This is a genomic window from Hymenobacter roseosalivarius DSM 11622 (genome assembly GCF_900176135.1).
Classification (GTDB): domain Bacteria; phylum Bacteroidota; class Bacteroidia; order Cytophagales; family Hymenobacteraceae; genus Hymenobacter; species Hymenobacter roseosalivarius.
In genome coordinates this window covers 1-24,986 of record NZ_FWWW01000095.1, presented here as the reverse complement: position 1 = coordinate 24,986, position 24,986 = coordinate 1, and the positions used below count along the sequence as shown (strand labels likewise).

Below are 24,986 nucleotides of genomic sequence, written 5' to 3'. Positions count from 1 at the left end.
AACGGTAGCTTGGTTTAGTCCTCTTCCAGCGCCTCAAATACCGCCGCTAGCTCCTCAAAATCACGCAAGCCCGGCTTAATTTCGTTGCCGCCATCGAGAATAAGGCCTGCGGGCTGAATGACGCTAAGCAAGCCGGACACATTGGCGGCAGTTATGGTGCCGCTCAGCCAGAGTGGAAGTTGGGTAGCCGCCGCCGCCAAGGCTTCCTGTCTGGCCTCGGGCAAATCGTCCATATTCAACGACGCGACGACGCCCAGGCCCGCAGCGAGAACCGGCTGATATTGGAGCAGCATCTCATTTCTTAAACTATCAGAGGTAATAAGAAAGAGCGGGGCGTGCAGTAGTGCTGGCACCGAGAGCGCTGCTTCGGGCCGCTGATGAAGTAATACTCGCTGTAAGCCACACTCTTCTACCAAGCGATTCATCTCTGATACGGGCATTTCTTCGCCAAACTCCCCAATCAGCTCCACGCCGGCTACCCAACCGGCCAGCTCGCGTACGGTGGCGGCATCTACGGCGCCGGGTAGGGCAGGGTCGAGGGTGAAAATGAGGCCATCGGCGCCCATACCGGCGCAATAGCGGGCGTCGGAGAGGTTGTTAATGCCGCGCACCAGCACGGAGGTAAGCAAAGCCATAGGTAGAGAAATAGAAGGCCCGCGTGAAGGCGGACCATGAATTGATAGTGCGCGAAAGTAAGGAATCTGGGCTACTACAGCACCCGGCATGTGCTTTGTACGGCAGTAGCAACAGGTACCGAACCACGGAGGCGTGCCGGGTGTTATCTTTGCCATCGCGGCCGGAGCCTTGACCTCACGGGCGCTTCTATTATGACTTCAATTACCTCCCCAACGCCGTCCGCTCGCGGGCGCATTCTCGTCGCCATGAGCGGCGGCATCGACTCATCCGTAGCGGCTGTGCTTTTGCACGAACAGGGCTACGAAGTGGTGGGCATGACCATGAAAACCTGGGATTACGCCTCGGCGGGCGGCTCCAAAAAAGAAACCGGCTGCTGCTCCCTCGACTCTATTAACGACGCCCGCCAGATTGCCGTAGAGCTTGGCTTTCCCCACTTTATCATTGATATCCGGGATGAGTTTGGCGACTTCGTAATCAACAATTTTACCGACGAATACCTGGCCGGCCGTACGCCAAATCCGTGCGTGCTCTGCAACACCCACATTAAGTGGGATGCCCTGCTGCGCCGCGCCGACCAGCTTGGCTGTCAGTTTATTGCTACGGGTCACTACGCCAACGTACGCCACGAAGATGGTCGCTACGTGGTGAGCAAAGGCCTGGATGAAAACAAAGACCAGTCGTACGCGCTGTGGGGCGTATCGCAGGAAAGCTTGGCGCGGACGCTGTTTCCGCTGGGCGGCATGCGCAAAACCGAGATTTACGACGAGGCCCGTCGGCGCGGCTTTACGGAGCTGGTAAACAAACCCGAGAGCTACGAAATCTGCTTTATCCCCGACAACGACTACCGTGGCTTTCTGAAGCGGCGCGTGGAAGGGCTGGAGGCCCGCGTGGCTGGGGGGCAATTTGTGCTGCGCGACGGCACCGTAGTCGGCAAGCACGAGGGGTATCCTTTCTACACCATCGGGCAGCGCAAGGGCCTGGGTATTGCGTTGGGTTTTCCGGCCTACGTCACCGAAATTCGCCCCGATACCAACCAGGTTGTGCTGGGCAATTTTGAAGACTTAGCCAGCACGACTACCGTTGTCGGCAAGCTGAATATGGGTAAATACGCTTCGCTGGAAGGACGGGGGTTAGTGCCCTCCACGACAAAAATTCGCTACAATCACGATGGTGCCGCGGCTTTCCTCGAACAGATTGGTGACAAAATTTATGCTTACTTCGAGGAGCCCGTGCACGCCGTTACTCCTGGTCAGGCCGCCGTTTTTTACGAAGGCAATGACGTGCTGGGCGGCGGCTGGATTGAACGCCATGTGATATCTGATCCTGCTACTCAAGCTACGGCGCTTGCCGGTTCAGCCTTTTAATTCTGCATTCGCATGAGCCACTTCTATCGTTCGCGTTTATCTTGGTTACTTACTGGTCGTCGCGCTGTGGCGGCTGGTATGCTGGCGATGGGAGTGGTGGGGGCCTGTACCCGCGAAACCGAACCGGGGCCTGAGTTGGGTTTGGAGTACTATCCGGTGCAGGTTGGGGCGTACCGGGTGTATGCCGTGGTAGATTCCATTTATCAGAATAACCGGGGTACGGCTACCCGCTTTCAGTTTCGGGAACGTGTGGACGAAACGTTTATCGATGCTGCCGGCGACTCAGTCTACCGAGTGGTACGCTCCCGACGCACGCTGCCCACCGATGCCTGGCGCGATGATAGTGTGCTGATTATCAAGGCCACGCCGAACACTCTTCTGCTTACCCGCAGCAACCGCCGCACGGTGGAGCTGGTATTTCCGGTGCGGGCGGGCCGCAGATGGAACGCCAACGCCTACAACTCCGGCGATACGATCACGGCCGAGAAAAGAGCCTACGACCGGGTGGGCGAGCCGTTTGAGCTAACTGCTTCCACCCAGCCATCGCGCTACGCGCAGACCGTAACTACTGCCGACACGACCGCCTACGACCTGTTTAACCTTAATATTCAACGCCAGGTGTATGCCCGGGAAGTAGGGCCCATCCATCGGTGGCGGCGGCGGTACGTGTATGGCTGCCCACCCGGCTCGCCCGCCGACTGCTCTCTCGTGCCTGGTTATAGATTGGCTGGTAACTCTCGGGTTGAAACATTGATCGAGAGCGGAAAGCTGTAACTAGTCGCAGCGTGAGGGCAACTTTTAGTAGCGCTCGGCAATGGCAGTTTAAAAATTGCCATTGCCGGGCGCTATTGTAAGCTGAGCTGCTGGGGGGCATTTTGCGGAGGCAAGCAATGCAACGACTTCTCTTGCGCCGGTGTTCTTAGCCTGCCATTTTCTGTTAGGCTACCCAGCGAATTAATTTGTCTGCTAACCTGGGGTTTTACTTGGCCTGGGGGGCTTTTTGCTAGCCAACAGTTGATTTGTTTCTTTTGTCCTGGTTCTTTTCACTTGCCATTAATGCGAATTTCTCTGCTTGTAATATTCTGGATGGGACTCAGTAGCCACCTAAGTAGTGCTGTGCCCCAATCGAGCCCCAGCAGTCCGCCGCAGGCAACGGCCGTAGTGGGCCGGCATTTGGTTTTCTTTAAGGATAAAGTCAACTCTCCTTATAGCCTCACCCAGCCCCAGGCGTATTTATCGGCCCGTGCCATTACCCGTCGTACGCGCCAGAATATCGCCATTCAGCCCCGCGACTTGCCCGTCAATCCTACCTATGTAGCCCAGATCAAGGCGGTGCCCGGCGTGCAGGTATGGTACACGTCGCGCTGGTTTAATGCCGCCGTGGTGGTCTGCGACTCCGCCACGCTGGCTTCGCTCCGCGCGCTGCCTTCGGTGCGGGGCACCCAAACCCTGATTCGGGCGCAGGCCACGCCCGCCGCGCCCATAGCAACTAATCCGCCAGCTACCGCGCCGCCCGCTACCACTACCGCGCCGGGCCGGCCTACTTACGGGCCAGCCTACGGACAAGCGCAGATGCTGGGTGCCGTAGCTATGCACGAAGCCGGCTTTCGGGGCGAGGGCATGCAGATTGCCGTCTTCGATGGTGGGTTTTCGGGCGTTGACCGCCTGCCGGCCTTTGCCCCTTTATTCGAGGAAAAACGCCTGCTGAGTACTTACAACTTCGTCGAGCGCAATAAGTCTGTGTACGGGCGCAATGAGCACGGTACTCAGTGCTTATCAACGATGGGCGCTAATCAGCCCGGTTTTTTTGTGGGCACCGCTCCTATGGCCAGCTACCATTTGCTAGTGACGGAAGATGTGAAGTCGGAGCACCCGATAGAGGAAGCAAACTGGCTATTAGCCGCCGAGTACGCCGATTCGGTAGGCGTGGATATTATCAGCTCTTCTTTGGGCTACAACGACTTTGATCAGCCCTCGCCCGACTATGCCTACGCCGATTTGAACGGCCGCACGGCCCTTTCGTCGCGGGCGGCTACGGTGGCGGCCCGCGTGGGTATGCTGGTCGTAAATAGCGCCGGTAATGAGGGCAGCAGCCCCTGGCGCTACGTCAATGCCCCCGCCGACGCCGACTCCATCCTGACCGTGGGTGCCGTCGATTCGGTGCTGTTGCAGCGAGCTGCTTTCAGCTCCGTTGGCCCGACGGCCGACGGGCGCATCAAGCCCGCGCTGGCGGCGCAGGGCCGGGCATCGGCCGTACTCACGGCGGCCGGTACGGTGGTGAATGGCAACGGAACTTCCTATGCTTGTCCGACGCTGGCGGGCTTCGTTGCGGGTTTCTGGCAAGCTAATCCTATGCTAACGGCGCAGCAGGTAATCGCCACGCTGCAGCGCTCCGGCTCCCAAGCTGAACGCCCCGATAATGAGCTGGGCTACGGTATTCCTGACTTTAGCCGGGCCCAAAAGCTAGCGGCCGGCACGCTGCTTCCCGCAACCGCGCCAGTTGCCGCACGCGGTCAACTGGCAGTTTATCCTAATCCTGCCCGCAATGATGCCCTGTTCTTGCAGCTTACTCCCGAGCTTCAAAACGTAGCCTTGGTGGTGCGCCTCATCGACTCGCGGGGCCGGGTAGTGGTGGAGCAAAAAGCGCCCGCGACTTCGGCACCGCAGGTAGAGCTGCGGCCGGGCGTACTGGCCAAAGGCACGTACACCTGCGACGTCAGGGCCGGGCGCGTGCGCCGCTCGGTGCGGTTCGTTAAGCTTTAATTTTTTTTAAAAAAAAGCCCCCCGGCAACAGTTTTACTTGTCTGGGGGGCTTTTTTGTGGACTTTTGTTTGCAGTAAAACCGTTATTCTTACTTCAATAGTAGCATTCACTTCCCAACGTTTTCGCTGTGCTTCAACTCATGATTACCAAGCGCATTGGGCGCCGGCAGTTTCACTTCACCGTGCAGGGCGGTAATTTCCACGACGTGGTATCCGAGTACGACCGCCTGAGCTTCGCCGATGTGCCCGCCTGCGGCCTCTGCGGCTCCGACAACCTCGATCTTACTTCCCGCGTAGCCCAGGACAAGTTCAAGTACACCTCCGTCAAGTGCCTCGACTGCCGCGGCGATGTGACCTTCGGCAAAACTCAGAAAGACGATCAAACCGTGTTCCTGCGCCGCCGCGAAAACGGGGAGCTGGACTGGCAGCCCTGGAAAAAAGGGGAGAAGTAAAGCAGATTTCCTCTCAGAAAACGGTGAATTCCCTGCTCTGCCTGTTTGTGGGAGTGGTCGTCGAGATGCTTTAGCGGGTAGTGGCGATTCCAGGGCCTAGTATCAGGCTAGACGCCACGCCCACTACTACCACCCCCACAACCCATCGTATGGAGAAGGCCAGGGGCTCGGCAGCTTCGCGTCGCCCAGCGGTCAGCGCGGGCCGGCACGAGCCCCTGGCCTAGGGGAAGCACAAGGGCTTGCGGGATGGCGCGCGTCGCGCACGCAATCAGACCCGCCGCCGCCCAGGCGCTATACACGAGAGTGGTTGCGCGGGCGCGGGGCAACGCAAAAGGTGCCAGCTGTAGGCTGAGCATGCGCATCGTCAGCCAGTAGGCCGCCAGGCCAAACGCCAGCAGGCCGTACCGCAGCGGCTCCGGTACGCGGTAGTACCGCAAGGGCCACGCCCAGTCATCGGTCTTCGTGGCCACGTCGAACAGCAGCTGCCCCGCAAAATAGAGCAGATTGAAGCCGGCGGTCAGCACCAGAAAAAGACGCGTGGCAGCGGCGGTTCGTGGGATGAAGCGGGCGGCCCCCAGCGCTACCGCTCCCAGCAGCAGATTCGCTAGTGGGCCGGCCAGGTCTACCACGGCGTTTTTGCACGAGCACTGCGCGAACACGGAGGTAAGGACCTCCACGCGCCCGCCTACCTCAACGCAAGCGCCCCCGTGCCCGACGACATGTTGGGCGACAGCGGCAGATACGTACGCCACGAGCCCGATGGCAGCCACTGTCGCGAAGCTGTCCCTGGGGGTGGCGGGTGGGAGGTGAGCAGGCATAGCAAGCGAAGAGGTAACAGCTGGGTTTAGCCAGTGGTGTGCCTTTATACTAGAGCCGGTAGCTTGGCATAAAGGCTCATTCGTGCATTATCGGGCCAACTCAGGCAGAGCACGGATAAGGTTGGGCAAAAACGATTCGATAGTCGGGTAGCGGGCGCGGTTGGCTTCGTAGCGCTGCAGCTGCGCCTCGAAAAAGGGCAGGTAGATCCAGGTGGAATAGGCTGTTCGCAACTGCTGACTCACCTCGGGCAGGCCAAGCGCCAAGGCAATACGCACTTCCCCGGCCCGCACGAGGTGTTCATTGAACGACGTCTGCCAGTCGCGGTATTGAAGCTGGCCCGGAATGGGTTTGAATAGCGCCTGGTGCGCCGTCAGGCCGGGGGCCACAGCTGGCAGAACTGTGAGCGGGTTTATAAACGTGTGCCCAAATTCGTGCACCGACAGATTGCGCACGGCTTCGGCGTTATCAAACCCCGCATTAGTCACCTGTCCACGCACGAGCGTTTGTTCCCCCATGGGCGCGGCAATCTGAACGGCGGTGATGCCTTTGGTCCCGCTTACCTGTCAGGCCATTCCCCATTCAGCCTTGAAAAATGGGTTCACGATAAGGCGATAGGCAGCTTTTCGAGCCCCATAATACCCCTCCATGGCTGGGATAAAGGCTGGGGGGCGGCAGGTTACGCCTCACCTCTGCCACGGCTTGCGTATAAGCGTGCCGGTAGCGCCGCTGAAAATGGGCAAAGTGTGCCTCGCGGTAAAAGCGTCCGACCAGCTGCAGGTATTCGTCGGCTTGACGCGTGGCAGAATCGGGGTTCGGGTGGAGCGCTTCCAGAATTTCGGGCGAGATGGGCGTATGCCGCCGCGGCTGCGGAAACCCTTCGTAGAAAAGCGGCAGTAGGTACACGCTCGTGCCGAGGTTATCGGCTAGCTGCTGGGTGCGCCGCACGGCCGCGTGCTGCCGAAACGGCGCGAAGTACTCATAGCTGACGCGCATCAACCGCGTGTTGCGAAACAGGTTAAACAGGTTGGGGTCGGCAGCTGAGTCTTGAAGAAATTCGGGCGAAATCTGGACGAATAGCGCATTCACTAGCTCCACGCCCAATTCGGGCTCCATCGTGATGCCTGGACTTTGTGCCCAGCAGGAAAAAGAATGCCACCCAGTAGTAGCAGGCAGCAGATAAAACTATTCATGTGGGTTGGAGAAGCTGGTCGCTTCGATAACTTAATTCAGCGGTAATGCATAATGGGAACTAGGGGATGGTGCCCAGTTCTTTTGGTGGTTACAAGAAAGTTACTCTATGGTATATAAGGGCTGTCTTTTGAATGTAGAGATGATCATTTGTTTGCATTTATAGTAGTTCTTACGTCATTGGCTTTGCCAGGCCATCATCGGAAGCTCACAAAAAGGCTAAATCGAACAAAAGGAATATTTTCCGAGTTTAAAGGAAAATATTCCTATATTTGGAGAAGAACGAAATAATCTCTGTCACATGAGCAGCTTAGCAACACCTCGCAAAATGACTGTTCCCGCCGCCGGGTCGGAGCTAACCGCACTTAAGACGGTGGTAAAGGATTCTTTTTCTCTGGTGATGGCCGCGCGGCAGGGCATTTCGGCCGCTACCGCTATTGCCGTGGCCGGGTTGCTGCACCTGCACCCCGAGCAGCTCGCTGATATTCTCAATATCACGACCAAAACCTTGCGTACGTACCGCCAGGAGCAGAAAAACCTGAGCCCTGCCCACAGCGAACAAACCCTGAAGCTGCTGGCCCTGCACATGCGCGGGCAGCAGGTATTTGGTGAAGCCGGTGCTTTTGTACGGTGGCTCGAAAAGCCCGCCTACGGCCTCGATGACCAGGTGCCGCTCACCTTGCTGGAAACCAGCGGCGGCATTGATCTGGTGCTGGAGGAGCTGGATCGGATTGCCTATGGCGACCTGGCCTAAACGCGCGGTAAGGTGGAAGTATACCGTATTTGCCTGGCTGAGTATGCCCAGGATTTATTTGCCTCGGGCAACCGGGGGCGTTGGAATTCCAAAGGCCATTTCGTTATCTACACGGCCAGCAGTAGGGCGTTGGCGTGCCTGGAAAACGTGGTACACCGAGGTGGGGAAGGGCTGAATCAGCGGTTCAGGGTGGTGGTTATCCAGATTCCCGATGATTTGGCCGTGGAGAATATTGCCTTGGAAGAATTGCCCCCCAGCTGGCACAAAACCCGCAGCTACGCCCTTTGCCAGCCCCTGGGTGACGCGTGGTACGAACGGAAAACGGCGGCGGTGCTGCGGGTGCCGTCTTCCATTATCGCCAGCGAATACAACTACATATTACACGCACGTCACCCCGATTTTGCCCGAATTCGCATTAGTAGTCGGGAGGAGTTTGCCTTCGACCCCCGGATCAAAGCGGAAAATCAGGAATGATGAGTTGATGAGCACAGGCTTCTGGCAAAATGCGGCATTGCTCCCTCACTCCCCGTACTATGCGTGTTACACCAATACGTAAAGTCCGGTCAACCAGCGGGCTGCTTGACCGGACTCTGCTGGAAAATATCGATTGGCTCATTCGGTTCGGCAAGCAACTGCCAGTGCTATTGTCAATACGTCCGATTGGCTTACCGACTCAGAGGCTGAGCAATTACCGGGCAATTGATGATGGCACGTGAAGGTTTAAGACTGGCTACAAACCTGTTGGGGATTCCCATGTTGCCCGCGGCATCCGTGACGGAGCCTTCTTTAACCAGCTGTTCCAGGTCGGCGAAGCTCTTGATGCGCCGGCGCTTACCCGCTTGGATAGCCTGCGGCGTCCAAGCATTGATGTGGGCATCCCACATAGGGCTATAATTGTTAGCGTCTTTTTTGTTATTGTCTGGGTCCAGAGGGAAAACGTTGATCGGGTCGAAGGTTTGCCCGTCCAAGATAGTGGAATTTAGGCCCTGCCGTTCGGGATTATTAGCACCGGTTTCGCCGTTGGCCACCGGTGAGAAGCCCAGCAACGCCGATTTGTCGGTGAGTAGGCTTTGTCCGAACGTGGGCAGGTTGGCCAGCCGGGGCGTATAAGTGCCCCGCTCGATGGTGGCGGCGCCCTTATCCGACGATTCGGTCACGAGGTGAAAGTAGTATTGTGCCCCGCCCTCAAAGCCGTCCAGTAATTCAAATACCACCGTGCCCTTGGCATAGTCGATACTCACCAGGTGGTCGTGGGTACCCGTGCTGTTGGCCACAATAGACGCGCTAACGACGGAGCCGCTGGGCAGTACTACCAGCGGGGAATAGCGGGCATCGCCCACGGCTCCCGGCTGGGCCACAGCGGGTGGAAAAGTATTGGGAAAGGGGCCGGGCTGCACAAGGCGTTGAGGGCTGAAATCAACGTCGCCCTCAAACTGGAGCTGCCCGTTCACGAAGGTTGCCTTTTGGCTGCCCTCCGTGTCCCGCCCATACACCAGCTTGGGGGCATAGTTAACGCCCAACCGCTTGGCCACGTTGAAGTTGGCCGCTTCGGTAAGAATGTAGTAAGTAGGGTTGCCGCCAGGGCCGAGACCTTTGTAGAGGGGCAGAGTAACCGTTGGTACGCTCCGCTTGAAATCAACGGCCAGTGCCCCCGGAAAAAAGACGTTCTGCTGCTGAGTAAACCGGCCCGGAGCCCGGGCCTGCAGCAATTCTGCTTTGCTGATGCCCGCGATTCGGGCGGCCTCCGTCAGCAATATATCGGCTTCCCGAAGGGCGGCCGTTTCAAATAATTGATTTGTCGGAATCTGGTATTTTTCCTGGTCGCAGCTAACCAAAGCCAGGCCTATGAGGCAGGTTCCGAGGAAATGTTGGAAGGTCGGTTTCATAAAAGGAGGATAGGAAGATGAGAAAAATGGTCAGTAACGCTATCGGAGTGCCGTCGATAAGTAATAAGCTGAACGTGGCCAGTCGGGGGTAGTTGTCACGTAACTGTAACATTATCATCCTTTTAGTATGGCTGGTGTAGGTCATCCCGCCCCGCCGGAGGCAGCGGCGACGAAGAAAACCGGGCAGTGCGCTGAGGTCAGTACTTTTGTCCATCCAAGCTCGCCCCCAAACGCTTACCTTCGCGGTATGACTTCTACCCGCCGCCTGGCTCCGTTATTGGCTCCTTCGCTGCTCGCCGCCGATTTTGCCAACCTCCAATTTGAAATCGAGCGCCTCGCCGGTAGCGCCGCCGACTGGCTGCACTGCGATATTATGGATGGTCGTTTTGTGCCGAATATTTCGTTCGGGGTGCCGGTGTTGCAGGCCATTGGTCGGCACGCTAAGCAGCCGCTCGATGTGCATTTAATGATTGAAGAACCCCAGAATTATCTGGCCGCCGTGCGCAATGCGGGCGCGACCAACATCACAGTGCACTACGAGGCTTGCCCGCATCTGCACCGCGTTATTCAGCAAATAAAGGCCCTGGGCTGCCGGGCGGGCGTGGCCCTGAATCCGCATACGCCCGTGTGGCTGCTGGAGGATATTGCCGCCGATCTGGATGTGGTGTGCGTAATGTCGGTGAACCCAGGCTTTGGCGGACAGGCCTTTATTCCGAATACCCTGCGCAAAGTGGCCGCTCTGAAAGAGCTGCTGGTGGATAGTGGCTCTTCGGCTCTGATTGAGGTTGACGGGGGCGTGAGCCGCGACAATGCCGCCGCGTTGGTGGAAGCCGGGGCCGATGTGTTGGTGGCTGGCAACTTCGTATTCGGCTCGCCCGACCCCGTAGCTACGCTGGCGGAGTTGCGCGCTCAGTTGAGCGAAAGCGAGATGCTGGAGGATGAATCGGAGGAGAGCCAGCACGCCTGATGCATTTGCTTACTCGCCTGAGAAATAAGCCCTTTTCCCTACTACTGACCTTGCTGCTGGTGCTGGCCGGAGCGGGGGTGATGGCTCAGCAAACCGCCACGCGCATCCTGGTCAGCGGTACCGTCCGCGACGCGGATGGGCAGCCGCTGGAGCTTGTGGATATCGGCGTAGAAGGCCAGCCCGGCGGCACTACGACTGACGCTGGGGGGCAATTTTCGCTGCGCGTGACGCCGTCCGCGCCCGGCGCGCCGGCTCTGGTGCTCGTAGCGCGTCGCCTGGGCTACAAAGTCTTGCGTACCCCGCTCGATTTAACCAAAAATGCCCCCCAGCGGCTTACGCTCGCCACCGATGCCCGCGCCCTGGGCAACGTGACGGTGCGCGGCCGAGGGCAAAGCGCCGATACCCGCGAGCAAGTCAGCCTCACCCGCATCAACCCACGGTCAGCCAAGGAGTTACCTTCGGCCTTCGGTGATTTCAACAAAATTCTGACCACGCTGCCTGGTGTCGTGGCCAATAATGAGCTGACTAGTACCTACTCGGTGCGGGGCGGCAATTACGAGGAAAATCTCGTGTACGTGAACGGCATTGAGGTGTACCGGCCGTTTCTGGTAACCGCCGCCCAGCAGGAGGGATTGAGCTTTATTAACCCTGACTTGGTAAGCCAGGTGGCGTTTTCGACGGGCGGCTGGCAACCGAAGTTTGGGGATAAGCTCTCCTCGGTGCTGGATGTGGAGTACAAAACGCCCACCCGATTTGGAGCCTCGGCCACGGCTAGTCTGGTGGGCGGCACGGCTCATGTGGAGGCCACTTCACCCAATAAGCGCGTGAGCTACCTGGCGGGAGTTCGGTATAAAAATGCCCAATATGTGCTTAGCTCCCTGCGGCAGGCGCAGGGTGGGTATAACCCGACTTTTTACGACGGTCAACTGTACATCAACGCCGCGCTGGGGGGAAAATCGGAGCCGGCGCGAACGAGCCTGGGCCTGCTCACCTCATTTGCCCACAACGATTACCGCTTCACGCCCGAAACTGGTCAAAGCACGTTCAGCACGGCTACCAACCAGTTTACGCGTCTTTTTATCGCCTACGACGGCCGTGAACGAATGCAGTACGACACCTACCAGGGCGGCCTGAACCTGCGCCACGAGTTTACGCCTAAGTTTACGGGTGAGCTGCTGGCCGGGGGGCTAATTTCGCGGGAGCTGGAGTTTCGGGATGTGGAGGCCAGCTACCGTTTCGCCGATATCAACGTGGACCCGAACTCGCCGGACTTCAACCGACCCGTGCGCATCCGCGACCTGGGCTCGCGCTTCGATCATTCGCGCAATACCCTCAGCGCCCGCCTGGCTACTCTCGAAGCCCGCGGCACCTGGACGCCCACCAGTCGTCACGCGGTACGCTGGGGGGTAAAAGCCGGCCGCGAGCACATCGAGGATACGCTCAACGAGTACGGCTTCGTCGATTCGGCGGGCTTTGTGCCCGAGGCTCGCTTTACTCGCCTGCGGACTGATCTGACGCTTGATAGTGAGCGTTACCAAGGCTACGCCCAACATACTATCACGTTCGACTCGTTGCGCACGCTTACCTACGGAGTGCGCGCCCACTACTGGAGCGTGAACCGCCAGCTGGTGATTAGCCCGCGGGTGCAGTACTCGTTTATTACCCGCCGCAACCCGGAGTTGGCGTTCAAAGTGGCGGCGGGCGTGTATTACCAGCCGCCATTTTATCGGGAGCTGCGCAATCAGCAAGCTATCCTGAACCCGGAGCTGCGGGCCCAGCGCTCCCTGCACCTCATTGCCGGCCAGGATCTGAAGTTTCAGCAATGGGGACGGCCGTTTCGCTTCACCGGCGAAGTCTATTTCAAATACCTCACCGACGTAGTGCCCTACGATCTGGACAATGTGCGCCTGCGCTATTTCGCCCGCAACAACGCCACCGCCTACGCCGCCGGCCTCGATGCCCGCGTGGCCGGGGAGTTTGTACCTGGCACCGAGTCCTGGTTTAGCCTGGGCGTGCTCACCACCCGCGAAAACCTCGACTATGACTTCATCACCCTGCGTGATGCCGATGGCCAGGAGATAGGCCGGGAAGAGAAAGGCTACATCCGCCGACCTACCGACCAGCGCCTGAACGTGGGTATTTTCCTGCAGGATCATCTGCCCAATAACCCTTCGGTGAAAGGCTACGTGAACTTCGTATTTGGTTCGGGCCTGCCGTTCAGTCCGCCCAATCTGCCTGAGGAGCGCGGCACCACTAAGCTCAGCCGCTCCTACAAGCGCGTCGATCTGGGAGTTTCCAAAGTGCTCACCCTAAGCAGTGCCGGCGCAACGCCGCGCCGCGCCGGGCAATTGGAAAGCCTGTGGCTGGGTCTGGAAGTCCTGAATGTGCTGGCCGCTAACAACGTGGGCGGCTACAGCTACTTGCAGGATGTAAACGGCGACACCTATTCCGTTCCGAACTACCTGTCTCAGCGTCTAGTAAATCTGCGGGTGATTGCGCGGTTTTAAATTGCTTATCGAGTATAAAGTAATAGCTGCTTTAAAGACTGAATAATGGTTTCAGCAGTAGACTATATTGATTTTGTAAAGCTGGTTTACTCATTTCTTACATCTGATTTTGGGTTTGGCAAGTTAATACGCCTTGGCCTGCCAGTCGGTGAGGGCGATGCGCATACCGGGCAGCTGGGCCTTAAAGGTGTCGTCACTTTTGTCGCCCAGCTTGATGGCCTTGCGGGCGTAGGCGATGGCGGTGGTATAATCCTGCTTGGAAGCCAGCAGACGGGCTTTTATCCAGTTATTGGTATACACATTCCGGAGGCGAATCGACTCATTGATGTAGCGCAGGGCCAGCTCGCCGTGCAGGTTGTTCTGCACCAGGTAGTCGGCGGCCTGAGCCAGCAGCTGCCAGTTGTTGGGGGTAGCCGCCAGGGTTTGCTGAATGCCGCGCAGGGCCTGCTCGTGTACTTCTGTCTCGATAGTCATGCTCACGGTGCGCTTTTCCCAGGTCAGGTTGAGGCGGGCCGTGGTGGGCTTCACGTCGGAAAACCAATACAGCAGCGTTTCGTGGAAGGGCGCGGCCTCTGAGGAGGCAGGTACCCGCAGCAAGTCATCCTTCGCGTCGTAGCCTTCGCTGCCCCAGTGCGTGGTTACCCGGTTGAGAATGAGTTGCCAGTCCTGGTTGTCTTGGGGCAGCACGTAGAAGGAATATTTGCCGGCGGGCACGGCCTGGCCGTTTACTTTTACCGGCTCCGAGAAGGTAATAAGCGTGTTTTCGTTGGCCCCGGCTCGCCATACCTGGTTCCAGGGTACGAGGGTGCCCCACACCGGGCGGCCCTTTACGCCGGGGGCGTGGTAGTCCACGGTCACGTCGGTCAGGCCGATGGTTTGCAGCACCAGGGCGCGGGGGCTGGCCTGGGGCAGGGGCAATTCGGGGGCGGAGGCCATGGGCTGCTGGGCGGCAGCCGGCGGGCCGCTCAGGGTCAGCAGCAGGCAGCACACGCCGCCGGTGGTCAGCAGGAGGGAGCGGGAACGGGAAACCAGGGACAACCGCATACACAGGTACAATAGGAGGGAAAACTAGGGCGAAAAAGGGAATCGATTGGGCTTTCTGAAACAATAGTGCCAAAATTACCAGCCACCGTCACTTCTGAAAGGCCGGAATATGAAAACTTTTTAGCCCAAAAGTTTTCAACCCTCGTATCTGCTCGTACTTTTGCCCCGCAATCTGCCTTTATGCCCGTCGCCTCGCGCCTGCCTGTTTCCCTGAGCCCCCCGGCCTCCCTGCTGTCCGGGGCCGCTGCCGGCGTGGGCGCGCCGCACCCTCATCACCACGGGCATCATTCCTCTTTCTAGAGGAATCAAGCAAGCATATCGTCCCCGTGGGGTGAGTCGCAGTTGGCTCCCCGGCCGCCCAACCAGGGCGGCCCCGGTCGTATTGGCCTTTTTTGCCCGATCTGCGCCCGTGCTGCCCGCCATTTGCCCGTTTTTACGGTTCTCCATCGAAGCCCAACTGCCGGCCCCGGCTCCAGCTCGGCTTTTCATTCTCTCCTTATCCCTGACCCTATGATTCGTCTGGCCATCCAGAAGTCGGGCCGCCTGAGCGAAGATTCCCTGAATCTGATCCGTGAGTGCGGTATTTCCTTCGTCAGCAGCACCTACAAGCTCAAGACCGAAGCCACCAATTTCCCCCTCGAAATCCTGTTTCTGCGCGACGACGACATCCCCGGCTATGTGCAGGACGGCGTGGCCGACCTGGGCATCGTGGGCCAGAACGTGCTGGTCGAGGCCGGCCACCCTGATCTGGAAGTGGAAGCCCTGGGCTTTAGCAAGTGCCGCCTGTCATTGGCCGTGCCGCGGGGGGTAAATTATACGTCGGTGGCCGACTTGCAGGGGTTGAACATCGCCACGTCCTACCCCGAAATCCTGGGCCGCTACCTGGCCGGTGAGGGCGTACAGGCGCACCTGCACACCATCAGCGGCTCGGTGGAAATCGCGCCCAGCATCGGGCTGGCCGACGCTATCTGCGACATCGTGTCGTCGGGCTCCACGCTGCTGGGCAACGGTCTGCGCGAAGTCGAAACCGTGTTTCGCTCCGAGGCCGTGCTCATTGCCACCCAGAATCTGTCGGCCGAGAAGCAGGAGATTCTGGATCAGCTGCGCTTTCGGATGCAGGCCGTGCGCCGGGCGCGCCGCAATAAGTATATCATCCTGAATGCTCCCCAGAGCGCGCTGGAGGCGGTTTATGCGCTCTTGCCCGGCATCAAGTCGCCCACCGTGACGCCCCTGGCCGAGGAAGGCTGGGTATCGGTGCAGTCGGTAGTAAACGAGGACGATTTCTGGCACATCACCGGCCAGCTCAAAGCCGTCGGCGCCGAAGGAATTCTGGTACTGCCCATCGAAAAAATGATTTCCTAAAGAGTGAATCAGTGGATAAGTGATTATTCACTTCCAACAATGAGGTATTCACTCACTCACTCACTCACTCACAGTACCCTCATATGCAACTCATCCGTTATCCTGATATGGCCGGGTGGCCGGCCTTGCAGCAGCGCGCCGCCGCCGGCGAGGCCCGCGAGCTGGAAGAGCGCGTAGCCACCATCTTTGCCGAGGTGCGAGAGCGCGGCGACGAGGCCCTGCGTGAGTACACCGCCCGCTTCGACGGGGTCACGCTCAGTGACTTGCGCGTGCGGCCCGAGGAAATGGCCGGGGCCGCTGCCCTGGTTCCGGCTGCCTTGCAAGCTGCCATTCGTCAGGCGCACGCCAATCTGGAGAAGTTTCACCAGCTCCAGCGCCCCGTGGAGGAGCGCATCGAAACCATGCCGGGCGTGGAGTGCTGGCGGCGGGCGGTGCCCGTGCAGCGGGTAGGCCTCTATATTCCGGGCGGCTCGGCCCCGCTGTTCAGCACCCTGCTCATGCTGGGCGTGCCCGCCCGCCTGGCCGAGTGCCCCGACATTGTCCTCTGCACGCCGCCCGCCCCGGATGGCTCCGTGAACCCCATCATCCTGTTCACGGCGCAGCTGCTGGGTATCACTACCATTATCAAAGCCGGTGGTGCCCAGGCCATTGCCGCCTTATCCGGGGGCACGGAAAGCGTGCCGGGCGTCGATAAAATCTTCGGTCCCGGCAACCGCTACGTCACCGCCGCCAAGCAGCTGGCTACCCGCTACGGCGTGGCCATCGATATGCCCGCCGGCCCGTCGGAAGTGTTGGTTATCGCCGATGAAACCGCGAATCCGGCGTTTGTGGCGGCCGATCTGCTGAGCCAGGCCGAGCACGGCCCCGATTCGCAGGTGATCTTGCTCACCACCTCCGATGCGCTGCTGGTGGCCGTGACCCAGGAAGTAGAGCGGCAGCTGGCCACGCTGCCCCGCCGCGAGGTGGCCGCATTAGCCTTGCGGGAAAGCCGCGCCATTTTGTTGCGCACACCGGAGGAAATGCTGTTTTTTTCCAACCAATACGCGCCCGAGCACCTGATTCTGGCCCTAGAGGAAGCAGAGGTATTCAGCGTGGGCGTTACCAGCGCCGGCTCGGTATTCCTGGGTCACCTCACGCCCGAAGCGGCCGGCGACTACGCTTCCGGCACCAATCATACCCTGCCCACCAACGGCTACGCCCGCAACTACAGCGGTGTCTCGCTCGATTCCTTTCTGAAAAAAATCACCTTCCAGCGCCTGACTCCCGAGGGCCTGCGCAACGTGGGCCCCGTGGTCGAGACGATGGCCGAGGCTGAAGGACTGCACGCTCACGCCCGCGCCGTGACGTTGCGGCTGGAAAGTTTGGGCAATTAATTATTAGTAGAACGTCATGCAGAGCGGAGCGAAGCATCTCGCCTGCTGACGTTGGATTACTATTCTCATTACCGCGAGCGAGATGCTTCGCTTCGCTCTGCATGACGTACTAGTGTCAACAAGCAGTTTAAATTGATCATGGATTTAGAAAGCCTTGTTCGTCCCAACATTCGGGCGATGAAACCTTACTCTTCGGCGCGTGACGAATTCCAGGGCGACGCTCAGGTGATGCTCGACGCCAACGAAAACAGCCTGGGCAGCGCCGGCCCCGCCACCTTCAACCGCTACCCCGATCCGCAGCAGCGGGCGGTGAAAGCAGAGCTGGCCCAACTCAAAAACGTGGCCGGGGGGCAAATTTTCCTCGGCAACGGCTCCGACGAAGCCATCGACCTGCTGGTGCGCCTTACTTGCATTCCCGGCCAGGATAGCATCCTGATTTTGCCCCCCACGTACGGCATGTACGAGGTGGCCGCTAACCTCAACGACGTAGCTATTCAGCGCCTGCCGCTGACCGCCGACTTTCAGCTTTCTGCCGAAATCGTGGCCGGCATCATCGCCTCCGATGCTAAGCTGGTATTCATTTGTTCGCCTAATAACCCCACCGGCAACCTGCTCCATGCTGCCGCCATCGAAGAGATTCTGCGCGGCTTTCGCGGCCTGGTGGTCGTGGATGAAGCCTACGCCGACTTCGCCGCCGCCCCGAGCTGGACCACCCGCCTGGCCGAGTTTCCCAATCTGGTGATCCTGCAAACCTTCTCCAAGGCCTGGGGCTTGGCTGGCCTGCGCCTGGGCATGGCTTTCGCCTCGCCAGAAATCATTGGGTATCTGAATAAAATCAAGCCTCCTTATAATGTGTCGGAGGCCACGCAGCAGCACGCGCTGGCGGCGTTGGCGGCTGGGGGGCATTTTGACAACTTGCGCAATGACTTACTGGTGGGTCGCCAGTGGCTGGCCGAGCGTCTGCCTGCGCTGGCCATTGTCGAGCGGGTATTTCCTTCCGATGCCAACTTTCTGCTGGTGCGCTTCCGGCCCGACGCCACGGCCGTGTATGAGTACCTCCTCAACCGCGGCATTGTAGTGCGCAACCGCACGACCCAGCCTGGCTGCGCCGGCACCCTGCGCCTTACCGTAGGTACACCCGCCGAAAACGGGCAGCTGCTGACGGCGCTGCGCGAGTTCAGGTAACGCGAAGCGGTGCTTCGCCTCGCGTTGCAGTCACCCGCGAAAATGCCCCCCAGCCCGTCGTTCAACGAGCGAAGCACCGCTTCGCGTGACATCACCCATTCTATGAAAAAAATACTCTTTATCGACCGCGACGGCACCATCCTCATCGAGCCGCCGACGGATTTTCAGATCGACTCTTTAGAGAAGTTTCAGTTTCTGCCTGGCTCGATCAGCAACCTGGCGCGCATTGCCCGCGAGCTGGACTACGAGTTGGTGCTGGTGAGCAACCAGGATGGCCTGGGCACCAGCAGCTTCCCGGAGGAAACCTTCTGGCCGGCCCACAACCTCATGCTGGATATTCTGCGCGGAGAAGGAGTGGAGTTTGTCCGCGAGCACATCGACCGCAGCTTTCCCCACGAAAACCTGCCCACCCGCAAGCCCGGCACCGGCATGCTCGCTCAATACCTAGGAAGTGAAAGTGGCTACGACCTTCAACACTCCTTCGTTATCGGCGACCGACTTACGGATGTGGAGCTAGCGCAGAACCTGGGCTGCCAATCTATCCTGCTTCGCGCGGAGGCCGACGAGCGCGCCGCCCTCACTACCCAAAGCTGGGACGATATCTACCGCTTCCTGCGCCTGCCCGCCCGCACCGCCCTGGTGCAGCGCGACACGAACGAAACCAAAATCCGCGTCGAGCTAAACCTCGACGGTCAGGGCCGCCCCCATATGCACACCGGCCTGGGCTTCTTCGACCACATGCTCGACCAGCTCAGCAAGCACTCGGGCGTGGATATGAAAATCGAGGTACACGGCGACCTGCACATCGACGAGCATCACACCATCGAGGACACTGCATTGGCCCTGGGCGAAGCCTTTGCCCAGGCTCTGGGCGACAAGCGCGGCCTTTCGCGCTACGGTTTTTTACTGCCCATGGACGACGCGTTGGCTCAGACCGCTATAGACTTTTCGGGCCGTCCGTGGCTGGTCTGGGACGCGGAGTTTAAGCGCGAGCGGGTAGGGGATATGCCCACCGAGATGTTCTACCACTTCTTCAAAAGCTTCTCCGACGGTGCCCGCTGCAACCTCAATATTCAGTGCCAGGGCGACAATGAGCATCATAAAATAGAAGCCATTTTCAAGGCGGTAGCCAAAGCCATGAAGATGGCCCTGGTGCGCGACGCGGCTAAGATGGAGATTCCAAGCACGAAGGGAGTTTTGTAGGATTATCCATTTGTTTAAACATTTGGATATGCTGAACAAAGCTGAGGAGCTTATTCATCTCATAAGCTGATTTGATTTAAGACGGTCATGCTTGATCTGGCGTCCGCTTGTCGAAGCATCTCTACCGCTTCGGCGCACTAGTAACCCACCGAAGCGGTAGAGATGCTTCGACTCCGCTCTATTTCGCTCAGCATGAACGCCTGTATAGTTTTCAGCGGAGTTAAATTTTACAAATGTTTAAACAAATGAGTAAATAGTTAACTATTCTCAAATGGAAATAGCAGTCATTGACTATAAAGGGGGCAACGTGCAGTCGGTGCTGTTTGCCCTGGAGCGCTTAGGGTGCCGGCCCACCCTCACGGCCGATCCCGAAGCAATCCGGCGGGCCGATAAGATCATCTTTCCGGGGGAAGGAGAAGCCGCTTCGGCCATGCGGGAGCTGCGGGCCCAGGGCCTGGATGTACTGCTGCCCACGCTTACCCAACCCTTCCTGGGCGTGTGCCTGGGGATGCAACTGCTGGGCACCCATAGCGAGGAGAACGACGCGACCATGCTCGGTATTCTGCCCTTTGAAGTGAAGCGCTTCCCTGCGTTGCCGGAGTACAAAGTTCCACACATGGGCTGGAACACCTTGCAACGGCTGCGCTCCCCACTGTTCGCCGGACTCGGCGCTGAAGACTACGTATATTTCGTACATAGCTACTACGCGCCGGTCGGAGACTATACTATTGCTGAAGCCAAATACCCGGCGCCCTTCAGCGCGGCTGTGCAGCACAAGAATTTCTACGCGGTCCAGTTTCACACCGAAAAAAGCGGCCCGGTGGGTACGCGCATTCTGGAGAACTTTCTTAAACTCTAACTCTAAGCTCTCGCCTGGCGAATCATGGCGGATGTTGTTAGCCGTGTATGTAGCGCGACCTTTCCGTTCGCGTTTCGTTAAATCATCTTTTCTCCCATGAACATCATCCCCGCCATCGACCTGATTAACGGGCAGTGCGTCCGCCTTACCGAGGGCGACTTCGCCCAGCAAACCACCTACGATGCCGATCCGCTGGCCGTGGCCCAGCGCTTTGAGCAGCAAGGCGTGCGCCGCCTGCATCTGGTTGATCTGGATGGGGCCCGCGCCCGGCGGCCGGTGAATCTGCCCGTGCTGGAGAAAATTGCCCGCCATACCCAGCTCCATATCGACTTCGGCGGGGGCCTGCAAAGCGAGCAAGCCGTGCGCCAGGCTTTTGATGCGGGCGCGGCGCAGATTACGGCCGGCAGCATTGCCGTGCGCGAGCCGGGCGTAGTGCAGCACTGGCTGACCACGTTTGGAGCCGAAAAGATCATCGTGGGGGCTGATTTTCGTCACAATCATATTGCCATCAACGCCTGGGCCGACCAGTCGGAGTGGACGCTGAGCGCTTTTATCGGGGAGTACCTGGAGGCGGGCACTACCACCTTCATCTGCACCGACGTGAGCAAGGACGGCAAGCTGCAAGGCCCCTCGCTGCCCATGTATCAGGAGCTGCGCCAGCAGTACCCGCAGGCCCAGCTCGTGGCCAGCGGCGGCGTGACGACTATGGAGGATGTGGAAGCGCTTGCCGGGATAGGCATGCACGGCGCTATTATCGGCAAAGCGCTCTACGAAGGTACCATTACGCTGGAGCAGCTACAGTCGCGGCTGTAACTGCCGAGTTTATACGAAGTGTTTGACAGCGCCACGTCGAAGCGCCAACCAGATAACAACCCTAAAAAGTAGTCAAAAAAGCCCCCCCCCCATGCTCACCAAACGCATTATTCCCTGCCTCGACGTGAAAGACGGCCGCACCGTGAAGGGCGTCCGCTTCGAGGGCCTGCGCGACGCCGGCGACCCGGTGGCTTTGGCCGCCCGCTACGCCCGCGAGGGAGCCGACGAGCTGGTTTTTCTCGATATCACGGCTACCAACCAGAAGCGCGCCACCCTGGTAGCCCTGGTACGCGACGTGGCCCGCGAGCTGGATATTCCCTTCACCGTGGGCGGCGGCATCGGCACCGTGGCCGATGTGGAAGCCTTACTCATGAACGGCGCCGATAAAGTCAGCATCAACTCCGCCGCCCTTCATCGCCCCGAGCTGATCGACGAGCTGGCCCGCCGCTTTGGCTCCCAGTGCATCGTGGTGGCCGCCGACGCCCGCTTTCACGAGCCCGAAGGCTGGCAAATCTACACCCGTGCTGGCACTCACAACACCGGCCGCGACGCCGTGCAGTGGTGCCGGGAAGCGGCCGAGCGCGGGGCCGGCGAAATCCTGCTCACCAGCATGAGCAACGACGGCACCAAGGACGGCTTTGCCCTGGATATCACCGGGGCCGTGAGCCGGGCCGTTTCTGTGCCCGTGGTCGCTTCGGGCGGCGCCGGCAGCAAACAGCACTTCACGGACGTATTTCAAAATGCACATGCTGACGCCGGCCTGGCCGCCAGCATTTTTCACTTCGGCGAAATTGGGATTCGCGAGCTGAAAGAACACTTGCGTCAGGATGGGATTCCGGTGCGGCTATAAGCAGCTATTCTTGATAGCTTAGATTTGCATATGGGAAGCAAACACGTATGTTTTATTTGTAGAAAGGCCTTCAATGCCCCCTACGGATCTACTGGACCTTCTAGCTGCCCTGATTGTGGGCAGGCTGTGGTGGTATTACCCCATTGTTTCCGTCCGCCTAAAAAAGGGAAGTAGCTAAGTGGGAATTAGTTAAGTACTTAGTTGAACACGGCTTTTTTTATTACCATATTTCTTCTCCCGATAAGCCCTCATATGGGAAGTATCCTGAAAATATGAGGGACGCTGAGGAGTTTGTTAAAACCTATCAGACACTAGCATAAGAAAGCTAGTTGTTTAATCATCCAAAACATACTTCTCTGCCACTTAATGGATTTCAATAAAATGCCCGATGGGTTAATCCCCGCCGTGGTGCAGGACGACCAGACGGGCCAGGTGCTGATGCTGGGCTACGTGAACCAGGAAGCGCTGACCAAAACCCAGCAGGAAGGTCGCGTCACCTTTTTCTCCCGCTCCAAAAACCGCCTTTGGACCAAGGGTGAAACCTCCGGTAACTTCCTCTCGGTCGTAAGCCTGCACCCCGACTGCGACGGCGACGCGCTGCTCATCCGCGCCCGGCCCGACGGCCCCACCTGCCACCGCGGTACCGTCAGCTGCTTCGAGCAGCCCGACCAAACCGCCATTCCCGCCGCCCCCATCGGGTTTCTGGCCGAGCTGGAGCGCCTGGTGCAGCGCCGCCGCGACTTTCCTGAGGAAGACCCGAAGTCGTACACGGCCTCGCTGTTTCGCAAAGGCATGCCCAAGATTGCCCAAAAAGTAGGGGAGGAAGCCGTAGAAACAGTAATTGATGCCGTGGGGGGCAATTTTGAGGGTTTGAAAGGCGAAGCCGCCGACTTACTTTATCATCTGCTGGTGCTGCTGGCCGCTTCCAGCCTCACGCTGGACGATGTAGTAGCTGTGCTGCGCGAGCGGCACAGCACGATTTCGGCGGGTGTACGGCGGGAGTAAGGAGCTTGCCTTATTCAATTAGAAAAAGTAGAACGTCATGCAGAGCGGTAGCGAAGCATCTCGCGTGCTGATGCTGGATTAGTAATCTCACTACCGCGAGCGAGATGCTTCGCTACCGCTCTGCATGACGTTCTCTATTAACAGACCGTACTCAAAAGCACTCTGGGGGGCATTTTTGCGCGCGTTACTCATCCGACAAGCAGCTGGCGCTAAATCCTTTTTACCTTGCGCCCCGCTACCTCGCTTTTCTATGTCCGCTGCTCCTTCCGCTTACCTCGTCACCCAGTCGCTCACGGTGCTTGTTCCCGTTTATAACGAGGAAGAAAGCCTGCCGCAATTTGTGGTGGAGATGGATAAGTTCCTGGCTCAAACGCCCGTCGCGACGACCGTCTTGTTTGTCAACGATGGATCCACGGATGGTTCCCTGGCGTTGCTGCGCGACATCTGCCGCCCCGGCACCCGCTATGAGTTTATTAGTCTGGCCCAGAACCGCGGGCTGAGCACGGCCATCAAAGCTGGCATCGACCACTGCCGCAGTACCCTGATCGGCTACATCGACAGCGACATTCAAACCACCCCGCTCGACTTTCTGACTTTCTTCGAGTTTCTGCCCGAGTTTGACATGATGAACGGTATTCGGGCCAAGCGCCAGGATACACTGGTCAAGAAGCTTTCCTCCAAAGTCGCCAACACGGTGCGGCGCACGCTCATCAACGACGGCATTCAGGATACGGGCTGCCCGCTGAAGATTATCAAGATCGAGTACGCCCGGCGGGTACCGCTGTTTCATGGGATGCACCGATTTCTGGGGGCGCTGGTACAATTGCAGGGGGGCAAAGTAAAGCAGCTGCCCGTGCGCCACTTCCCGCGCTTCGCCGGCACGGCCAAGTATAACCTCTGGAACCGGGCCTGGAAGCCCCTGGTCGATACCTTCGGGTTTCGCTGGATTCGGAGCCGCTGGCTGAACTACGCCATCGGGGAGGAGCAGCGCCAGCAGGCACAAGCTGGCCGCACCCTTGAAGGCTAGCCCTGCAGCATGAAGACGGAAGTAGTCGCTTACGGGGTCGGGCTTATTGCGCAGCTGCTGTTTTCGAGCCGCATTATTCTGCAATGGATTCAAAGCGAGCGGGCCCGGCGGGTGCTGGTGCCGGTGCTGTTCTGGCAAATCAGCCTGATATCATCGTTTCTGATGATCCTCTACGGCATGCTCCGCCACGACCCCATCATCCTGGCGGCCCAGCTCATCAGCTACGCTATCTATATCCGCAACCTGCAGCTGCTGGGCGAGTGGGGTAAGCTGCCCGGCGCGTTTCGGGTGGCCGCCTACGGCTTTCCGCTGGCCGCCATCGGCTGGTTTGTGAATGGCACCGCGTTTTTCAGCCTGCAAACCATGCTCACCAACCGGATTCCGGGGGGCGTATTGGTGCTCGGGGCGGTGGGCCAAACCATCTTTCTGCTGCGCTTCGTGTACCAGTGGCTGTATTCCGAGCGCAAGGGCGAGTCGGTGCTGCCGCTGGGGTTCTGGCTGGTTAGCCTGATTGGCTCAATCCTGATTCTCTGCTACGCCGTGCTGCGTCGGCCCGTGGATTACGTGCTGATTCTGGGCAACGTGCCGGGTATCGTCGTGTACGCCCGCAACGTGGTACTGCTGAGGCGCGAAATAAAAGGCCTTCGGGTGGAGGAAATGGAGAAATAAAGAACGCTTTAGCTGAATGTCGGCTAACTTGGCTACCTGCCCAAAAATACTTTTTACATAGAATAAAAAGCCCCCCAACTCTCCGGGGGGCTTTTTTGTGCATCAATACTAGCAGGAGTCAGGTCAATTTGTTGTGTCCAGCCTCGTACGCACCAAAAGGGGTAAATTACGGCTTGCTGACGGTTTCCACAGAGCAGGGTGGTAGATGCCTGCTACCTGGGGCGCGAGCGAAAAAAACAGGCTGGCTTTAAGGCAATGCTT

The 24,986-nt window shown here is 58.8% G+C and carries 24 protein-coding genes; 18 read left to right on the top strand and 6 right to left on the bottom strand.

Annotated features, from left to right (window positions below; genetic code table 11):
* Positions 1 to 14: 14 nt before the first annotated feature.
* Complete coding sequence (locus B9A24_RS18145; protein WP_084447432.1) at positions 15 to 635, bottom strand: beta/alpha barrel domain-containing protein; 621 nt, start codon at positions 633 to 635, stop codon at positions 15 to 17.
* Between the two features lie 192 nt (positions 636 to 827).
* Between B9A24_RS18145 and mnmA the strand changes: the two genes are divergently transcribed.
* From mnmA to B9A24_RS18125, 4 genes are all read left to right on the top strand, one after another.
* Positions 828 to 2,000, top strand: a complete 1,173-nt coding sequence (mnmA, locus tag B9A24_RS18140) for a tRNA 2-thiouridine(34) synthase MnmA (protein WP_143435035.1) — start codon at positions 828 to 830, stop codon at positions 1,998 to 2,000.
* Positions 2,001 to 2,012: 12 nt separating this feature from the next.
* Positions 2,013 to 2,774 (top strand): hypothetical protein, encoded by a 762-nt coding sequence (locus tag B9A24_RS18135; protein ID WP_143435034.1) that lies wholly within the window; start codon positions 2,013 to 2,015, stop codon positions 2,772 to 2,774.
* Between the two features lie 342 nt (positions 2,775 to 3,116).
* Entirely contained in the window at positions 3,117 to 4,763 is a 1,647-nt protein-coding gene (locus B9A24_RS18130) for a S8 family serine peptidase (protein ID WP_159452101.1), read from the top strand.
* A gap of 139 nt (positions 4,764 to 4,902) precedes the next feature.
* The gene (locus B9A24_RS18125; RefSeq protein WP_084447429.1) at positions 4,903 to 5,214 is read left to right on the top strand and encodes a hypothetical protein; all 312 of its coding nucleotides are present in this window, start codon (positions 4,903 to 4,905) and stop codon (positions 5,212 to 5,214) included.
* 107 nt (positions 5,215 to 5,321) lie between these two features.
* Here the strand turns inward: B9A24_RS18125 and B9A24_RS18120 are convergent, their stop codons facing one another.
* The 3 genes from B9A24_RS18120 to B9A24_RS18110 all read right to left on the bottom strand — a co-directional run bounded on the left by B9A24_RS18120 (position 5,322) and on the right by B9A24_RS18110 (position 7,146).
* Positions 5,322 to 6,032, bottom strand: a complete 711-nt coding sequence (locus tag B9A24_RS18120) for a hypothetical protein (RefSeq protein WP_143435033.1) — start codon at positions 6,030 to 6,032, stop codon at positions 5,322 to 5,324.
* A gap of 87 nt (positions 6,033 to 6,119) precedes the next feature.
* Positions 6,120 to 6,548 (bottom strand): DUF4932 domain-containing protein, encoded by a 429-nt coding sequence (locus tag B9A24_RS18115; protein WP_084447427.1) that lies wholly within the window; start codon positions 6,546 to 6,548, stop codon positions 6,120 to 6,122.
* A 64-nt stretch (positions 6,549 to 6,612) separates the two neighbouring features.
* Complete coding sequence (locus tag B9A24_RS18110; protein ID WP_084447426.1) at positions 6,613 to 7,146, bottom strand: hypothetical protein; 534 nt, start codon at positions 7,144 to 7,146, stop codon at positions 6,613 to 6,615.
* 403 nt (positions 7,147 to 7,549) lie between these two features.
* On the opposite strand from B9A24_RS18110, the gene parS reads away from it, so the two are divergent.
* Both parS and B9A24_RS18100 read left to right on the top strand, forming a co-directional pair.
* Positions 7,550 to 7,975 (top strand): type II RES/Xre toxin-antitoxin system antitoxin, encoded by a 426-nt coding sequence (parS, locus tag B9A24_RS18105; RefSeq protein WP_084447425.1) that lies wholly within the window; start codon positions 7,550 to 7,552, stop codon positions 7,973 to 7,975.
* Between the two features lie 12 nt (positions 7,976 to 7,987).
* Complete coding sequence (locus B9A24_RS18100; RefSeq protein WP_084447424.1) at positions 7,988 to 8,449, top strand: RES family NAD+ phosphorylase; 462 nt, start codon at positions 7,988 to 7,990, stop codon at positions 8,447 to 8,449.
* 191 nt (positions 8,450 to 8,640) lie between these two features.
* On the opposite strand, the gene B9A24_RS18095 is transcribed toward B9A24_RS18100, so the two are convergent.
* Positions 8,641 to 9,861, bottom strand: a complete 1,221-nt coding sequence (locus B9A24_RS18095) for a hypothetical protein (RefSeq protein ID WP_084447423.1) — start codon at positions 9,859 to 9,861, stop codon at positions 8,641 to 8,643.
* Between the two features lie 247 nt (positions 9,862 to 10,108).
* Here B9A24_RS18095 and rpe point away from each other — a divergent pair, with 247 nt between their 5' ends.
* Positions 10,109 to 10,828 (top strand): ribulose-phosphate 3-epimerase, encoded by a 720-nt coding sequence (gene rpe, locus B9A24_RS18090; protein WP_084447422.1) that lies wholly within the window; start codon positions 10,109 to 10,111, stop codon positions 10,826 to 10,828.
* Positions 10,828 to 13,335, top strand: coding sequence for a TonB-dependent receptor (locus tag B9A24_RS18085; protein ID WP_084447421.1), 2,508 nt, complete (start codon positions 10,828 to 10,830; stop codon positions 13,333 to 13,335). The genes rpe and B9A24_RS18085 overlap by 1 nt, the downstream gene beginning before the upstream one ends.
* Before the next feature lie 123 nt (positions 13,336 to 13,458).
* Here the strand turns inward: B9A24_RS18085 and B9A24_RS18080 are convergent, their stop codons facing one another.
* Positions 13,459 to 14,379, bottom strand: coding sequence for a DUF2911 domain-containing protein (locus tag B9A24_RS18080; RefSeq protein WP_084447420.1), 921 nt, complete (start codon positions 14,377 to 14,379; stop codon positions 13,459 to 13,461).
* A gap of 510 nt (positions 14,380 to 14,889) precedes the next feature.
* On the opposite strand from B9A24_RS18080, the gene hisG reads away from it, so the two are divergent.
* The 10 genes from hisG to B9A24_RS18030 all read left to right on the top strand — a co-directional run bounded on the left by hisG (position 14,890) and on the right by B9A24_RS18030 (position 24,725).
* The gene (gene hisG, locus B9A24_RS18075; RefSeq protein WP_084447419.1) at positions 14,890 to 15,741 is read left to right on the top strand and encodes an ATP phosphoribosyltransferase; all 852 of its coding nucleotides are present in this window, start codon (positions 14,890 to 14,892) and stop codon (positions 15,739 to 15,741) included.
* Between the two features lie 83 nt (positions 15,742 to 15,824).
* Positions 15,825 to 17,114, top strand: a complete 1,290-nt coding sequence (gene hisD, locus B9A24_RS18070) for a histidinol dehydrogenase (protein ID WP_084447418.1) — start codon at positions 15,825 to 15,827, stop codon at positions 17,112 to 17,114.
* 138 nt (positions 17,115 to 17,252) lie between these two features.
* Positions 17,253 to 18,299, top strand: coding sequence for a histidinol-phosphate transaminase (hisC, locus tag B9A24_RS18065; RefSeq protein WP_317044261.1), 1,047 nt, complete (start codon positions 17,253 to 17,255; stop codon positions 18,297 to 18,299).
* A gap of 102 nt (positions 18,300 to 18,401) precedes the next feature.
* Complete coding sequence (gene hisB / locus B9A24_RS18060) at positions 18,402 to 19,502, top strand: bifunctional histidinol-phosphatase/imidazoleglycerol-phosphate dehydratase HisB (protein WP_084447461.1); 1,101 nt, start codon at positions 18,402 to 18,404, stop codon at positions 19,500 to 19,502.
* A gap of 271 nt (positions 19,503 to 19,773) precedes the next feature.
* On the top strand, positions 19,774 to 20,361 hold the full coding sequence (hisH, locus tag B9A24_RS18055) for an imidazole glycerol phosphate synthase subunit HisH (protein ID WP_084447417.1): 588 nt from the start codon (positions 19,774 to 19,776) through the stop codon (positions 20,359 to 20,361).
* A 96-nt stretch (positions 20,362 to 20,457) separates the two neighbouring features.
* Positions 20,458 to 21,174: a 1-(5-phosphoribosyl)-5-[(5-phosphoribosylamino)methylideneamino]imidazole-4-carboxamide isomerase gene (gene hisA / locus B9A24_RS18050; RefSeq protein WP_084447416.1), complete on the top strand. Its 717-nt coding sequence runs from the start codon at positions 20,458 to 20,460 to the stop codon at positions 21,172 to 21,174.
* A gap of 91 nt (positions 21,175 to 21,265) precedes the next feature.
* Positions 21,266 to 22,024 (top strand): imidazole glycerol phosphate synthase subunit HisF, encoded by a 759-nt coding sequence (gene hisF / locus B9A24_RS18045; RefSeq protein WP_084447415.1) that lies wholly within the window; start codon positions 21,266 to 21,268, stop codon positions 22,022 to 22,024.
* 366 nt (positions 22,025 to 22,390) lie between these two features.
* Positions 22,391 to 23,029, top strand: coding sequence for a bifunctional phosphoribosyl-AMP cyclohydrolase/phosphoribosyl-ATP diphosphatase HisIE (hisIE, locus tag B9A24_RS18040; protein WP_084447414.1), 639 nt, complete (start codon positions 22,391 to 22,393; stop codon positions 23,027 to 23,029).
* A gap of 250 nt (positions 23,030 to 23,279) precedes the next feature.
* The gene (locus B9A24_RS18035) at positions 23,280 to 24,056 is read left to right on the top strand and encodes a glycosyltransferase (RefSeq protein WP_084447413.1); all 777 of its coding nucleotides are present in this window, start codon (positions 23,280 to 23,282) and stop codon (positions 24,054 to 24,056) included.
* A gap of 9 nt (positions 24,057 to 24,065) precedes the next feature.
* Positions 24,066 to 24,725: a lipid-A-disaccharide synthase N-terminal domain-containing protein gene (locus B9A24_RS18030; RefSeq protein WP_084447412.1), complete on the top strand. Its 660-nt coding sequence runs from the start codon at positions 24,066 to 24,068 to the stop codon at positions 24,723 to 24,725.
* Positions 24,726 to 24,986 lie beyond the last annotated feature (261 nt).